This is a genomic window from Agrobacterium tumefaciens (genome assembly GCF_009649785.1).
GTDB classification, from domain to species: domain Bacteria; phylum Pseudomonadota; class Alphaproteobacteria; order Rhizobiales; family Rhizobiaceae; genus Agrobacterium; species Agrobacterium tumefaciens.
In genome coordinates this window covers 74473-87265 of sequence record NZ_WJOK01000002.1, presented here as the reverse complement: position 1 = coordinate 87265, position 12793 = coordinate 74473, and the positions used below count along the sequence as shown (strand labels likewise).

The window sequence follows — 12793 nt, the reverse complement described above, 5'->3', positions numbered from 1 at the left end:
GGCAATCACCGGAACGTCTTGCGTGGGTCGAAGGCGTCTCGCACCGCCTCGCCGACGAAGATCAGCAGCGACAGCATGATGGACATGGTGAAGAAGGCCGTGAGGCCAAGCCAGGGCGCCTGAAGATTGTTCTTGCCCTGCGCGATCATCTCGCCCAGCGACGGCGATCCCGGCGGCATGCCGAAGCCGAGGAAATCGAGCGAGGTCAAAGTGGTGATCGAGCCGGAGAGGATGAACGGCAGGAAGGTCAGTGTTGCCACCATGGCGTTTGGCAGAAGATGCCGGAACATGATTGTCCAGTTGCCGACGCCAAGGGCGCGGGCGGCGCGGACATATTCGAAGTTTCTGGCACGCAGGAATTCCGCGCGCACGATGCCGACGAAGCCGACCCATGAAAACAGCAGCATGATGCCAAGCAGCACGAAGAAACCCGGCGGCAGAATAGCCGCGATGATCAGCAGGATGTAAAGCACCGGCATGGATGACCAGATTTCAATGAAACGCTGCAACAGCAGGTCCGTCCAGCCGCCGAAATAACCCTGGATGGCGCCGGCAGTCACCCCAACGAGGGCGGATGCGATCGTCAGCGTCAGGCCGAAAAGCACGGAAATACGGAAGCCATAGATCATCCGCGCCGTGACGTCGCGCGCTTGATTGTCGGTTCCGAGCCAATTGAGATTGCCGAGCGTACAGCCGGGATCGGCATTACCCTGCGGATAGGCCGAGCAGCGGTCCTTTTCATCCATCAGCCAGAAGGGTGCCGTGGGGGCCGAATGCGGAATGTTGGAATTGACCGTCTGATAGGAATAGCGGATCGGCGGCCAGATCATCCAGCCATTGGCGTTGATCTCGTCCTGAATGAAGGAGGATTTGTAGTCAGTCTGGGCAAGGAACCCGCCAAACTTTTCCTCCGGATAATCGACCATGACCGGCACCAGAAATTCGCCCTTGTAAGAAGCGAAAATGGGTTTGTCATTGGCGATGAATTCCGCAATCAGGCTCAGGAAAAACAGGATCAGGAACAGCCAGAAGGACCAGTAACCGCGCCGGTTTGCTTTGAAATTCTGCCAGCGGCGCTTGGTGGTTGGTGAAAACCAGGGGCGCTTCGGCTTTACCAACGTTTCCGTTGCGGCGGTATGGGCAAGCGTCATCACACGTCCCTCCGCTCGAAATCGATTCGCGGATCGATCCATGTGTAGATAAGGTCGGATAGGAGGCTGACCACGAGGCCCATCAGCGAAAAGATGAAAAGCGTGCCGAACACGATCGGGTAGTCGCGATTGACGACCGAGAGATAACCGAGGCGGCCTAGGCCATCCAGCGAGAAGATATTCTCGATCAGCAGCGAACCGGTGAAGAATGCCGAGATGAAGGCGCCCGGAAAACCGGCGATCACGATCAGCATCGCATTGCGGAAGACGTGGCCATAAAGAACCTTGCGTTCGCTGAGCCCCTTGGCGCGGGCGGTCACGACATATTGCTTCTTGATCTCGTCGATGAAGGAATTTTTCGTCAGAAGCGTCGTCGTCGCGAAAGCCGAAAGCGATAGCGCGATCAGCGGCAGGGTCAGGTGCCAGAAATAGTCGATGATCTTCTGCCACCAGTTCAGCTGGTCAAAATTGTCCGATACCAGACCGCGCAGCGGGAACCAGTCGAAGAACGATCCTCCGGCGAAAAGCACGATGAGAAGAATGCCGAACAGGAAGCTTGGAACGGCATAACCGATGATGATGATGCCTGATGTCCAAATATCAAAGGTCGAGCCGTCGGAAACGGCTTTCTTGATGCCGAGTGGAATGGAGATCATGTAGGAGATGATCAGAATCCAGAAGCCGAGCGACATCGAGACCGGCAGCTTGTCGATGATGAGATCGATGACCGAGGAATTGCGGAAGAAGCTGTCGCCGAAATCGAAGCGTATGTAATTCCACATCATTTCGAGAAAACGGGTGAGCGGCGGCTTGTCGAAACCGAACTGTTTCTCGAGCTTGGCGATCAGCTCCGGATCAAGGCCCTGCGCACCGCGATATTTCGAGCCGCTTTCATCGAAACCGCCGGACTGGCCCATAAGATCGCCGCCGCCGGAGAGGCGGTCGGAGGCGCTGTCGCCCTGCCCAGTCAGTTGCGCGACGACCTGTTCCACCGGCCCGCCCGGCGCGAACTGGATGACAAGAAACGAAATGCCCATAATGCCGATAATGGTCGGGATCATCAGCGCCAGACGTCTGAGAATATAGGCGCCCATCAGCCTTTGCTCCCGGCTGATACGTCAGCGGTTTTCGTTTCTGTCAAACCCGGTCCCCTCCTGAAAGCGCTGCCTTGCGCGATCCAAGCGATTCGTCTCGCCCTATGTGAATCAAGCCTTCGGCGCGAAAGCAAGCGCGGCGTCAGTTCGCGGCCTGGCTGGACCACCATGCTTCCGGAAAACCGACGCCATATTGCGGCAGGTTTTCCGGACGGATGAGCGTGTTCCAGTAAGCGATGAACATCTCGCCGCGATAAAATTGCGGTATGACGTAGCTGTTTGCCAGAAGCACCCGGTCAAGCGCCCGCGCGGCGGCCACCTGCTCATCCCGGTTGGGCGCAAATATGACCTTCCTGACCAAAGCGTCGACGGCAGGGTTCTTGATGCCGGCGAGATTGTTGGAGCCCTGCCGGTCGGCCGCCGCCGAACCCCAGAAATCCGCCTGTTCGTTTCCAGGATTTGCCGACGTCGCCCAGAGCTTGACCGCAACGTCGAAATCGAAGCTGCGGGTACGGTTGGTATATTGCGAGGCATCGACGGTGCGGATGGTCGCATTGACGCCGATCTTCTTCAGGTTCTGGACATAGGGCAGGATGGTTCTTTCCATGCCGGAGGAATCGATCAGAAACTCCATATCCAGCGGCTGCCCGCTCGCCGCGTTGACCATGCGGTTGCCGCGAAGCTCATAACCGGCCTCCTTCATCAGCTTGACCGCCTCGCGCAGATTGTCACGCTGTTTGGCGGGTTCACCCGCGACGGGATTGCTATATTCGGTGGTGAAGACCTCCGGCGGCACCTGATCCTTCAACTCCTGAAGAATTTCGAGTTCACGACCCGTCGGCAAGCCTGAAGAGGCGAGCTCGCTGCCCATGAAAAAGCTGTTGATGCGCTGAAACTGACCGTAAGCCAGCGTCCTGTTCAGCTCTTCGAAGTCGAAAGCATAGTTAAGCGCCTTGCGCAGTTTCGGGTTCTGGAACTTCTCCCGCCGCATGTTCGGCACGAAGGCCTGCATGATGCCGACGGCGCGATAGATGTTCGGCAATTCCTCCTTTGTGACGCGGCCTTCCTTGACGGCCGGAAAATCATAACCAGTGACCCAGCGGCTGGAAGAAGCTTCCTGCCGGAAATCGACTGTGCCTGATTTGAAAGCCTGGAACTCGACGTCCTGATCGGCAAAGAAGGTATAGGTGATTGTTTTGAAATTGTGCTGGCCGACATTCACATTGATGTCCTTGCCCCAATAGTCGTCACGTCGCTCATAGGTCATCGTCGATCCGGGAGACAGCGACGCTATTTTATAGGGGCCAGACCCCATCACCGGCTCCAGCGTGCCACGCGATATGTCGCGCGGCTTGCCATCCGGACCAACACCCTCCCACCAGTGTTTGGGAACAATCAGCAACTGCCCGACGATCTGCGGCAATTCGCGATTATTCTTTTGATCGAAGGTAAAGGTGATGTCCCTTTCACCCGTCACCTCTGCCTTGGTGACATGGGTGTAATAGGTCGCAAGCTGCGGGCTGAGATCTTTGGCTTTTTCAAAGCTGAAGACGACATCTTCCGGCGTCACCGGCTTGCCGTCGGCCCATTTCGCTTCCGCGCGCAGCCGGAAGGTGGCCTTGGAGATATCGTCGGGATAGCTCACGCCCTCTGCCAGGAGACCGTAGGAGGCCGAGAGTTCCTCTTCCGTCGATTTCATCAGAGTGTCGAAAACCAGCGAAAGACCTGTAGCCGCCTCACCCTTGGCGAGCAGCGGATTGAGCGTATCGAAGGTTCCCGATGTCGACAGGCGTAGTGTGCCGCCTTTCGGCGCCTTGGTGTTCACATAGTCAAAATGATCAAAACCATCGGGATGCTTCAATTCGCCGACCGTCGAGATTCCCTTTCGCCACACATCCGCAGACTGTGCGGAGGCGGCCGCCGGCATCAGCATGGCGGAGGCCGCAAGAGCGACGAGGAGCCGGGATTTCAACGGTGCCAATTTCATTCGGGACGTTCCCTGTTTTCGTGTTTGTTGAAGAGAGCATAAAACAAACATTGGCAAAAAACAGATGCTCCGGCTCACAAGCTCTTTATTGAGGCCTTTATTCGCATGCCTTGGTGCGGGCGGCTTGAAACATGGTTTCAACAAAATCCCGATCCAGTTTATCCTGAGGGGCGAGAGAATCATTTAGTCGGAACGGGCACGAATATATGACGGCGGGATCATCCAGAATTTTCAAGGCGGCCATGCTGGCGATTTCGGTCGTTTCGGCGCTCCAGTTGCAGACGCAAATCGCATCGGCCGAGGACAGGCCCGCGAAAGAAGTATTCGGCCACATCGACCTGCCATCTGCGAATAGCTCCCAGCCGATCGGCTCCTATGCAAAGGGATGTCAGTCCGGCGCCATCGCCATGCCCGCAGATGGCCCGACGTGGCAAGCCATGCGCCTTTCCCGCAATCGCAACTGGGGCCAACCGCAGCTGATTTCCTTCCTCGAGCGGTTTTCGCAGGATGCACAGAAAATCGGCTGGCCGGGCCTGTTGCTCGGAGATATCTCACAGCCGCGCGGTGGACCGATGCTGACAGGCCATGCCTCGCACCAGATCGGCCTCGATGTCGATGTGTGGTGGCGGCCCATGCCGAACCCAAGGCTGACGGTGCAGCAGCGCGAGACGCTGCCTTTCATTTCCATGCTTGATAAGTCCAAGTTCCTGACGGTCGATGACCGCAAATGGTCGCCGCTCAATGCACGGCTGGTAATGATGGCAGCGAGCTATCCGCAGGTGGAGCGGGTCTTCGTTAACCCGGCAATCAAGCAGAAACTCTGCCAGACATGGACCGGCGACCGCACCTTCATGGGCAAGATCAGGCCAATCTACGGTCACGACGAACATTTCCACATCCGGCTGGAATGCCCGCCTGGCGCGCCCAACTGCAAACCTCAGGCCGAAGTTGGCAAAGGTGACGGTTGCGACAAGTCGCTGGCCTGGTGGTTCACCAAGGAACCATGGGCGCCGCCGAAAAAAGACCCCAATGCCAAGCCTGTGAAACCCCGTCAGGTCATGGTCTCCGATCTGCCCGCAGCCTGTGCCGCCGTGGCCGCCGCCCCATCCGCCAATACGGAAGGTTTTGCTGCCCAGGCATATTCCCCGGCCCAGGCCGTGCGCCAGCAAGGCGTGGAACAGATCATCCAGAACGCTCCGGCCATTCAGCCACCTGCGGATATTCCGCTTCCGACCCAGCGCCCGACATTGAACTGAAACAGAAATGCGGCATTAAACAGCTTCCCTTTTCAAATGGGGACAAGCTGTTATAGAAGGCTTCAAATCGATTTAATTCTTTATGGGAACAGGCTGGGGACATGGCAGGACAACGCTGTATCGCACTCATCGCTCACGACGAGAAAAAAGACGATATGGCGGATTTTGCGCGTCATCACCAAAAGGTGCTTTCCGGCTTCAAGATCGTCGCCACCGGCACCACCGGCGGGCGCGTTCAGGAAGCCTGCCCCGACCTCAGCGTCATTCGCCTCAAAAGCGGCCCGCTTGGCGGTGACCAGCAGATCGGTGCGATGATCGCCACCGGTGAGGTCGATATGCTTATCTTCTTCACCGACCCGCTGACGGCGATGCCGCATGATGTGGATGTGAAGGCGCTGACGCGGCTTGCCACGGTTTACGACATTCCCATGGCGCTCAATCGCGCCACCGCAGAAAACCTGATCGACTTCAACCTCGCCAAATGACGCGCCAACATGGAACAGGTAATGCCGAAGACGTCCGATACCGAATATCTTTCCTTTCCGATCCTTCTTGGCGACATCGGCGGCACCAATGCCCGCTTTTCCATTCTGATCGATTCCTTTGCGGAACCGGTGCACCTCACCACCGTGAAAACAGCGGAATATCCGACAATTGACGACGCCATCCAGCAGGCGGTTCTGGACAAGACCTCGCTTCAGCCCGTGTCGACCATCCTTGCGATCGCCGGCCCCATCGAAGGCGACGAAATTCCGCTGACCAACTGCCATTGGGTTGTGAAGCCGAAAGATATGCTGGCCAAACTCGGCCTGAAAGACGTCATCGTCATCAACGATTTCGAGGCGCAGGCACTGGCTATTGCCGCGCTCGACGACGACAACCGCGATTCTATCGGCTCCGGCAAAAAAGACATGCTGGCATCGCGCGTCGTTCTCGGACCAGGCACGGGCCTTGGCGTTGCCGGTCTGGTTTACGCCCGACATATGTGGTTTCCCGTACCCGGCGAAGGCGGCCACATCGATATCGGCCCCAGAAGCGCGCGTGACTATGCGGTCTTTCCGCATATCGAGACCATCGAGGGCCGTGTCGCCGGCGAACAGATCCTTTGCGGGCGCGGGCTGGTCAATCTTTACCGGGCCATCTGCACCGCCGATGGCATCGAGCCGATCTTTTCCGATCCGGCCGACATAACCTCGCAGGGGCTTTCGGGCCAGAACCCGCAGGCGAAAGAGACGCTTTCGCTTTTCAGCACCTATCTCGGCCGTGTGGCGGGTGACCTTGCCCTGATCTTCATGGCCAAGGGCGGTGTCTATCTCGCAGGTGGCATTTCGCAGAAAATCGTTCCCGCGCTGAAAAGCCCTGAATTCCGGGCGGCGTTCGAAGACAAGGCGCCGCACAGTGCCCTGATGCGCAGCATTCCCACCTTCGTCGTTACCCATCCACAGGCGGCCCTTTCCGGTCTCGCCACCTACGCGCGCACCCCTTCGGATTTCGGCCTTTCACTCGACGGGCGGCGCTGGAGAGCCTGATCTGCGCTTGGGACAGGCTTGCGAAGCGGGCGGGCGGTCTTTAACGTCGGTGAGGTATGGGTCAGTCAATTGAATGGCGACCTTGAACGGCAGGACGTGAAAAGTGAGTGAAGGCATGAGCGGCAGCGATATGAAACTGGTGGTGGTTGGTGCGGCGGGCCGCATGGGACAGGCGCTGATCCGCCTTATTCACCAGACACCGGGTGTAACGCTGCATGCCGCCGTCGCACGCGAAGGGTCTGCTTTTGTTGGCCGCGATGCCGGCGAGATTGCCGGTCTCGGACCAATCGGCATCGAGATCACCAGCGATCCCTTGCAGGCATTCCTGCATGCGGAAGGGGTGATCGACTTCACCTCGCCTGCAACCAGCGTCACTTTCGCCGGTCTCGCCGCGCAGGCCCGCATCGTACACGTCATCGGCACCACCGGTTGCTCACTGGGCGACGAGGAAAAATTCAAGGCAGCGTCACGCCATGCCCGCATCGTCAAATCGGGCAATATGAGCCTCGGCGTCAATCTGCTCAGCGTTTTGACGCAGCAGGCCGCCAAGGCATTGGATGCGCAGAACTGGGATATCGAAATCCTTGAAATGCACCACAAACACAAGGTGGACGCGCCCTCCGGAACAGCGCTGCTGCTCGGCGAAGCGGCGGCAGCGGGCCGCAAGGTCGATCTCGCCACCTCCTCCGTTCGCGTGCGTGACGGGCATACGGGTGCGCGCGAAGCGGGCACAATCGGTTTTGCGACCCTGCGCGGCGGCTCGGTGATCGGCGAACATTCGGTGATCTTCGCTGGCGAGGGAGAGCGCGTCGAGCTTTCCCACTACGCCGGCGACCGCTCCATCTTCGCACGCGGCGCGATTGCGGCGGCGGTCTGGGCCTTCGACAAGAAGCCGGGCTTCTATTCGATGCTGGATGTTCTCGGCATTTCGCAGGCAGAATAACGCTTCAGTCTACGTCTGCGCCTTAATTTTCCACGGTAAACTCAACCGTATCTGCCGAGAACCGGCTGATGGCATATTGCACGGGAATGCCGTCCATATCCGCGTTCAGCGCCTGGGTGACGAGCAGGATTGCGCCCGGCGCCAATTCGAGATCGGCCAGATCCTGCGTATCAGCGTGGCTCGCGGAAATGACGGTAGAGATGCGCACATAATCCGCGACGCCCAGCATTTCGAAGGCGGCGGTGATCGACCCACTTTTTTGATAGGCATCCCCTATCCCTGAAAAACGGTCCGCCGGAAACCACGTGGTCGAGCGCGAAACCGGCCGGCTGTCGGCCTTTCGCAGGGTTTCCAGACGCACAAGCGGTGCACCCGGCTGCAATTGCAGCCGTGCCGCCAGGTCGGCATTTGCCGGCTCGGTGGTGTGGGAAAGAAGCAGCGCCTGCATATCCTTCACCTGATCGCTGATACCGGCCGTGAACCGTGTGCGCAGTGAAATCGGAAAGCTCAGTCGTTCCTTGCGCGCAATCATCGTGCCGCGCCCCTGCCTCGCCTCGAGAATGCCTTCGCTTGCCAGCGCGGCAATGGCGCTCCTGACGGTATGGCGGTTGACGCCGAATTTTTCGGCCAGCGTCATTTCTGGCGGCAACATGCCGGTTTCGTCGTGATCGCCCGCTGCGATCTCGCCCCTGATCCTGTCGGCGATCTGTCGCCAGAGCGCCACGCCGTTCTTTCTTTTCATCGCTGCCGAAGGGCTCATGTCACACGCTTGTCATTCATCGACGTTAATTGTAACTTATATTGTATAGTTGTCTATATCAATAGACATTAGAGGTCAAGCGATGAATAACGAAGCTGCGAATTCACATGCGGAAAGGAAACGGGTGGCAGCACTTCTTGCCCGCGCCACCGTTCAGGAACTTGAGGCCGTCTGGAGCCGGCAGGATGCCAGCCCGCAGACGGAAAACGTGCGGGGGCCTGAAACCGGCCTCGTGATGGTCAAGGGCCGTATCGGCGGCGGCGGTGCGCCCTTTAATCTGGGCGAAACCACCGTGACCCGGGCAACCGTGAAGCTCGCATCCGGCACCGTCGGCCATGCGCATGTGCTCGGCACCGGTCGCAAGAAGGCCTGGTACGCTGCGGTTTTCGATGCGCTCTGGCAGGAAAACCCGACACGCGGCTTCATCGAGACCGAGCTTCTTTCACCGGTCGAAAAAAGACTGGCCGAGGAGAAAGATCGGAAAACGAAAGAAACAGCCGCAACTCGTGTGGATTTCTTCACCATGGTTCGAGGAGAGGATTGATGGGCGTGAAAGCCGAAGCATTGACGGGCGGTTTTTCCGACGCCGTTTTCGATTCACAGCGAATCTTCAAGAAGCTCATGGACGGCATGGCCCGGCCAGGCACAGCGCAAACCATTGAAACAACAGTTGCCCCGCCGCTGCCGCTTGGTGCGGCCAGCGGCGCCGTTCTTCTTGCACTTTGCGACCATGACACGCCGGTCTGGCTGAGCGGCGCGCTACGCAAAACCACGGTGCCGGGATGGATCGGGTTTCACACCGGGGCGGTTACAACAGAGGAAAAAAGCGCGGCGCATTTCGCCGTCATTGAGGCGGGAAGCGCAATTGCCTCCTTCGGTCTCTTTTCCCAGGGCAGTCAGGAATACCCCGACCGTTCCACGACGGTCATCATTGAATTGCCCGATCTTGACGGCGGACGGGAACTGCTGCTGTCCGGCCCCGGCATCCGCCATATCAACATCATTAGCCCATCCGGCCTGCCGGACATATTCCCGAGGCTATGGGCGGAAAACAACGCCATCTTCCCGCGCGGCATCGACGTCATCCTGACCGCTGGCGACAAATTCGTCTGCCTGCCGCGCACGACGCGCATTCAACCCGTGGAGGCATAAGATGTATGTTGCTGTCAAAGGCGGGGAAACCGCCATCGCCAACGCCCACCGGCTTCTGGCAGACAAGCGGCGCGGAGACCGCGACCTGCCCGCCATGACGGTGGCGCAGATCGTTTCGCAGCTTTCGCTCGCCGTTGACCGGGTCATGGCGGAGGCTTCGCTTTACGACCAGTCGCTGGCCGCCCTTGCCGTCAAGCAGTCTCGCGGCGACATGATAGAAGCGATTTTCCTGCTGCGCGCCTACCGCACGACCCTGCCCCGTTTCGGCTACTCTGTTCCCGTGGATACTGCGAAGATGACGGTCCAACGGCGCGTTTCGGCGACCTACAAGGATTTGCCGGGCGGGCAATTGCTGGGACCGACCTTCGATTACACCCACCGCCTGCTCGATCCCTCGCTGCTGGAGAACGGAGCTGTCGAGATCCCTGCCATCCGTGAGGGCGAGACAGAATACGTCATGCGCGTATCCGACATTCTCGCCGAAGAAGGCTTGATCGAAAGTGACGGCGACATGCCGGATGACCACGTTGCCGGCGATCTGACACGCGAACCAATAGAGTTTCCGATGGCGCGCGACCTGCGCCTGCAATCGCTTGCACGCGGCGACGAGGGCTTTCTTCTGGCGCTCGCCTATTCGACGCAGCGCGGTTACGGACGCACACACCCGTTCGTCGGTGAAATCCGCATCGGCGAGGTGGAGGTCGAACTGGATGTGCCGGAGCTCGGTTTTGCTGTCTCGCTCGGCGACATCAAGGTCACCGAATGTCAGATGGTCAACCAGTTCAAGGGTTCTGCCAAGGCACCTCCGCAATTCACCCGCGGTTACGGTCTGGTGTTCGGCCAGAGCGAGCGCAAGGCGATGGCCATGTCACTGGTCGACCGTGCGCTACGCGCCGCTGAATTCGGTGAGGATGTGGTTGCCCCCGCGCAGGACGAGGAATTCGTCATCTCGCACGCCGACAATGTGCAGGCGACGGGCTTTGTCGAACATCTGAAATTGCCGCACTACGTGGATTTTCAGGCCGAACTGGGCTTGGTGCGCAAAATGCGCGCCGATTTCGACGCGACCGACACCGATGCCGGGGAATGGATGAGCGATGCAGCCGAATAAATCAGCGACTGTGCTGCTCGCCGAACCAATAGGCGCAAAAGACGGTCAATGCTGCAAAAGCGGCAAAGAACACGGCTGCAAGAATTCCAATCTCCATGAGCTTGTACTCCTTTTTTCGCAAGGTTAACGCGCAATGCTTAAAGAAGTTTCATTCGACGACGGGCTGGCTGCCTACAACTTCGCCTATCTGGACGAACAGACCAAGCGGATGATCCGCCGGGCGATCCTGAAGGCAATTGCCATTCCCGGTTATCAGGTTCCCTTCGCTTCCCGTGAAATGCCCATGCCTTACGGCTGGGGCACCGGCGGCGTGCAGGTGACCGCCGCCATCCTCGGTCCAGACGATGTCCTGAAGGTTATCGACCAGGGCGCCGACGACACCACCAACGCCGTTTCCATCCGCGCCTTCTTCCAGAAAGTCGCTGATGTCGCCGTCACCACACGCACCAAGGATGCAACCATCATCCAGACGCGGCACCGCATTCCCGAAGAAGAACTGCATTCGGGGCAGGTGCTTGTCTATCAGGTTCCCATTCCTGAACCCTTGCGGTTCCTCGAGCCGCGCGAGACCGAAACCCGCGTCATGCATGCGCTGGAGGAATACGGTCTGATGCACGTCAAGCTTTATGAGGACATCGCCCGCAACGGCCGTATCTCCACCACCTATGCCTATCCGGTGAAGGTTGCGGGGCGCTATGTGATGGACCCCTCGCCAACCCCGAAGTTCGACAATCCGAAAATGCACCTGTCGGACGCCCTGCAATTGTTCGGGGCCGGGCGCGAAAAGCGCATCTATGCCGTGCCACCCTACACGGATGTCGTCAGCCTGGATTTCGAGGACCATCCGTTTGAAATCCAGAGCTTCGACAAGCCCTGCGCGATGTGCGGCGGGGAGAATGTCTATCTGGACGAGGTGGTGCTGGACGACAAGGGCGGGCGGATGTTCGTCTGCTCCGATACCGACCATTGCGAAGACCGCCGCGCCCATGGCCACAAGGGCCATTTGCTGGCGGATGTGAAGGAGGCCGCAGAATGAGCGACGCACCGCTTCTGAAAGTCAGGGACGTTTCGAAATATTACGGCGACCGCGCCGGTTGCCGCAACGTCTCCTTCGAGCTTTATCCGGGCGAAGTTCTGGCAATCGTCGGTGAATCCGGCTCCGGCAAGACCACGCTTCTCAACTGCATTTCCACACGGCTCGTGCCGACGGCTGGCAGCGTGGAATATCGCATGCGCGATGGCTCGGTGCGAGACCTCTATCATATGGGCGAGGCCGAACGGCGTTTCCTGATGCGGACAGACTGGGGTTTCGTGCACCAGAACCCAGCGGATGGACTGCGCATGGCGGTTTCGGCCGGCGCCAATGTCGGCGAGCGGCTTATGGCTGTCGGTAACCGGCATTACGGCAATATCCGGCAATCAGCCAGCGAGTGGCTGGAGCGGGTAGAAATCGGCACAGACCGCATTGACGACCAGCCACGCGCCTTTTCCGGCGGCATGCGTCAGCGTCTGCAGATTGCCCGCAACCTGGTGACCTCACCGCGCCTCGTCTTCATGGACGAACCGACCGGCGGCCTCGATGTCTCGGTGCAGGCACGCCTGCTCGATCTCGTGCGTGGTCTCGTCAACGATCTCGGCCTCGCCGTTATCGTCGTCACCCATGATCTGGCGGTCGCGCGGCTGCTTTCCCATCGCATGATGGTGATGAAGGGAGGTGACGTCATCGAACACGGTCTGACAGACCGGGTGCTGGATGATCCGCGCGAACCCTACACGCAATTGCTTGTTTCCTCCATTTTGCAGGTTTGAC

Annotated in this window: 13 protein-coding genes; 9 read left to right on the top strand and 4 right to left on the bottom strand. The window is 59.0% G+C overall.

Features of this window, described 5'->3' with window-relative positions:
• Positions 1-5: 5 nt before the first annotated feature.
• From GH784_RS02295 to GH784_RS02285, 3 genes are all read right to left on the bottom strand, one after another.
• On the bottom strand, positions 6-1151 hold the full coding sequence (locus tag GH784_RS02295) for an ABC transporter permease (RefSeq protein WP_003514514.1): 1146 nt from the start codon (positions 1149-1151) through the stop codon (positions 6-8).
• Positions 1151-2245 (bottom strand): microcin C ABC transporter permease YejB, encoded by a 1095-nt coding sequence (locus GH784_RS02290; protein WP_003514512.1) that lies wholly within the window; start codon positions 2243-2245, stop codon positions 1151-1153. Before GH784_RS02290 ends, GH784_RS02295 begins: the two co-directional genes overlap by 1 nt.
• 142 nt (positions 2246-2387) lie before the next feature.
• The gene (locus GH784_RS02285; protein WP_065703636.1) at positions 2388-4232 is read right to left on the bottom strand and encodes an extracellular solute-binding protein; all 1845 of its coding nucleotides are present in this window, start codon (positions 4230-4232) and stop codon (positions 2388-2390) included.
• Between the two features lie 206 nt (positions 4233-4438).
• Here GH784_RS02285 and mepA point away from each other — a divergent pair, with 206 nt between their 5' ends.
• From mepA to dapB, 4 genes are all read left to right on the top strand, one after another.
• A complete protein-coding gene (gene mepA, locus GH784_RS02280) occupies positions 4439-5488 on the top strand; it encodes a penicillin-insensitive murein endopeptidase (protein ID WP_065703634.1) in 1050 nt (349 codons plus the stop codon).
• A gap of 101 nt (positions 5489-5589) precedes the next feature.
• Positions 5590-5973: a methylglyoxal synthase gene (locus GH784_RS02275; protein WP_065703632.1), complete on the top strand. Its 384-nt coding sequence runs from the start codon at positions 5590-5592 to the stop codon at positions 5971-5973.
• Between the two features lie 21 nt (positions 5974-5994).
• Complete coding sequence (locus tag GH784_RS02270; RefSeq protein WP_065703630.1) at positions 5995-7017, top strand: glucokinase; 1023 nt, start codon at positions 5995-5997, stop codon at positions 7015-7017.
• 115 nt (positions 7018-7132) lie between these two features.
• Entirely contained in the window at positions 7133-7960 is an 828-nt protein-coding gene (gene dapB, locus GH784_RS02265; protein WP_065703629.1) for a 4-hydroxy-tetrahydrodipicolinate reductase, read from the top strand.
• A gap of 22 nt (positions 7961-7982) precedes the next feature.
• Here the strand turns inward: dapB and phnF are convergent, their stop codons facing one another.
• Complete coding sequence (phnF, locus tag GH784_RS02260) at positions 7983-8720, bottom strand: phosphonate metabolism transcriptional regulator PhnF (RefSeq protein WP_065703627.1); 738 nt, start codon at positions 8718-8720, stop codon at positions 7983-7985.
• 82 nt (positions 8721-8802) lie between these two features.
• On the opposite strand from phnF, the gene phnG reads away from it, so the two are divergent.
• The 5 genes from phnG to phnK all read left to right on the top strand — a co-directional run bounded on the left by phnG (position 8803) and on the right by phnK (position 12792).
• Positions 8803-9264, top strand: a complete 462-nt coding sequence (gene phnG / locus GH784_RS02255) for a phosphonate C-P lyase system protein PhnG (protein ID WP_003514497.1) — start codon at positions 8803-8805, stop codon at positions 9262-9264.
• Complete coding sequence (gene phnH, locus GH784_RS02250) at positions 9264-9872, top strand: phosphonate C-P lyase system protein PhnH (RefSeq protein WP_065703625.1); 609 nt, start codon at positions 9264-9266, stop codon at positions 9870-9872. The genes phnG and phnH overlap by 1 nt, the downstream gene beginning before the upstream one ends.
• 1 nt (position 9873) lies before the next feature.
• The gene (locus GH784_RS02245; RefSeq protein WP_065703624.1) at positions 9874-10983 is read left to right on the top strand and encodes a carbon-phosphorus lyase complex subunit PhnI; all 1110 of its coding nucleotides are present in this window, start codon (positions 9874-9876) and stop codon (positions 10981-10983) included.
• Positions 10984-11116: 133 nt separating this feature from the next.
• The gene (locus GH784_RS02240) at positions 11117-12019 is read left to right on the top strand and encodes an alpha-D-ribose 1-methylphosphonate 5-phosphate C-P-lyase PhnJ (RefSeq protein WP_065703622.1); all 903 of its coding nucleotides are present in this window, start codon (positions 11117-11119) and stop codon (positions 12017-12019) included.
• On the top strand, positions 12016-12792 hold the full coding sequence (gene phnK, locus GH784_RS02235; protein ID WP_003514488.1) for a phosphonate C-P lyase system protein PhnK: 777 nt from the start codon (positions 12016-12018) through the stop codon (positions 12790-12792). The genes GH784_RS02240 and phnK overlap by 4 nt, the downstream gene beginning before the upstream one ends.
• The last annotated feature ends 1 nt before the right edge of the window (position 12793 follow it).

Bases quoted from the DNA above. Each gene is read 5' to 3' on its own strand.
- GH784_RS02295 (WP_003514514.1), bottom strand. From the start codon at position 1,151: ATGACGCTTGCCCATACCGCCGCAACGGAAACGTTGGTAAAGCCGAAG.
- GH784_RS02290 (WP_003514512.1), bottom strand. From the start codon at position 2,245: ATGGGCGCCTATATTCTCAGACGTCTGGCGCTGATGATCCCGACCATT.
- GH784_RS02285 (WP_065703636.1), bottom strand. From the start codon at position 4,232: ATGAAATTGGCACCGTTGAAATCCCGGCTCCTCGTCGCTCTTGCGGCC.
- mepA (WP_065703634.1), top strand. From the start codon at position 4,439: ATGACGGCGGGATCATCCAGAATTTTCAAGGCGGCCATGCTGGCGATT.
- GH784_RS02275 (WP_065703632.1), top strand. From the start codon at position 5,590: ATGGCAGGACAACGCTGTATCGCACTCATCGCTCACGACGAGAAAAAA.
- GH784_RS02270 (WP_065703630.1), top strand. From the start codon at position 5,995: ATGCCGAAGACGTCCGATACCGAATATCTTTCCTTTCCGATCCTTCTT.
- dapB (WP_065703629.1), top strand. From the start codon at position 7,133: ATGAGCGGCAGCGATATGAAACTGGTGGTGGTTGGTGCGGCGGGCCGC.
- phnF (WP_065703627.1), bottom strand. From the start codon at position 8,720: ATGAGCCCTTCGGCAGCGATGAAAAGAAAGAACGGCGTGGCGCTCTGG.
- phnG (WP_003514497.1), top strand. From the start codon at position 8,803: ATGAATAACGAAGCTGCGAATTCACATGCGGAAAGGAAACGGGTGGCA.
- phnH (WP_065703625.1), top strand. From the start codon at position 9,264: ATGGGCGTGAAAGCCGAAGCATTGACGGGCGGTTTTTCCGACGCCGTT.
- GH784_RS02245 (WP_065703624.1), top strand. From the start codon at position 9,874: ATGTATGTTGCTGTCAAAGGCGGGGAAACCGCCATCGCCAACGCCCAC.
- GH784_RS02240 (WP_065703622.1), top strand. From the start codon at position 11,117: ATGCTTAAAGAAGTTTCATTCGACGACGGGCTGGCTGCCTACAACTTC.
- phnK (WP_003514488.1), top strand. From the start codon at position 12,016: ATGAGCGACGCACCGCTTCTGAAAGTCAGGGACGTTTCGAAATATTAC.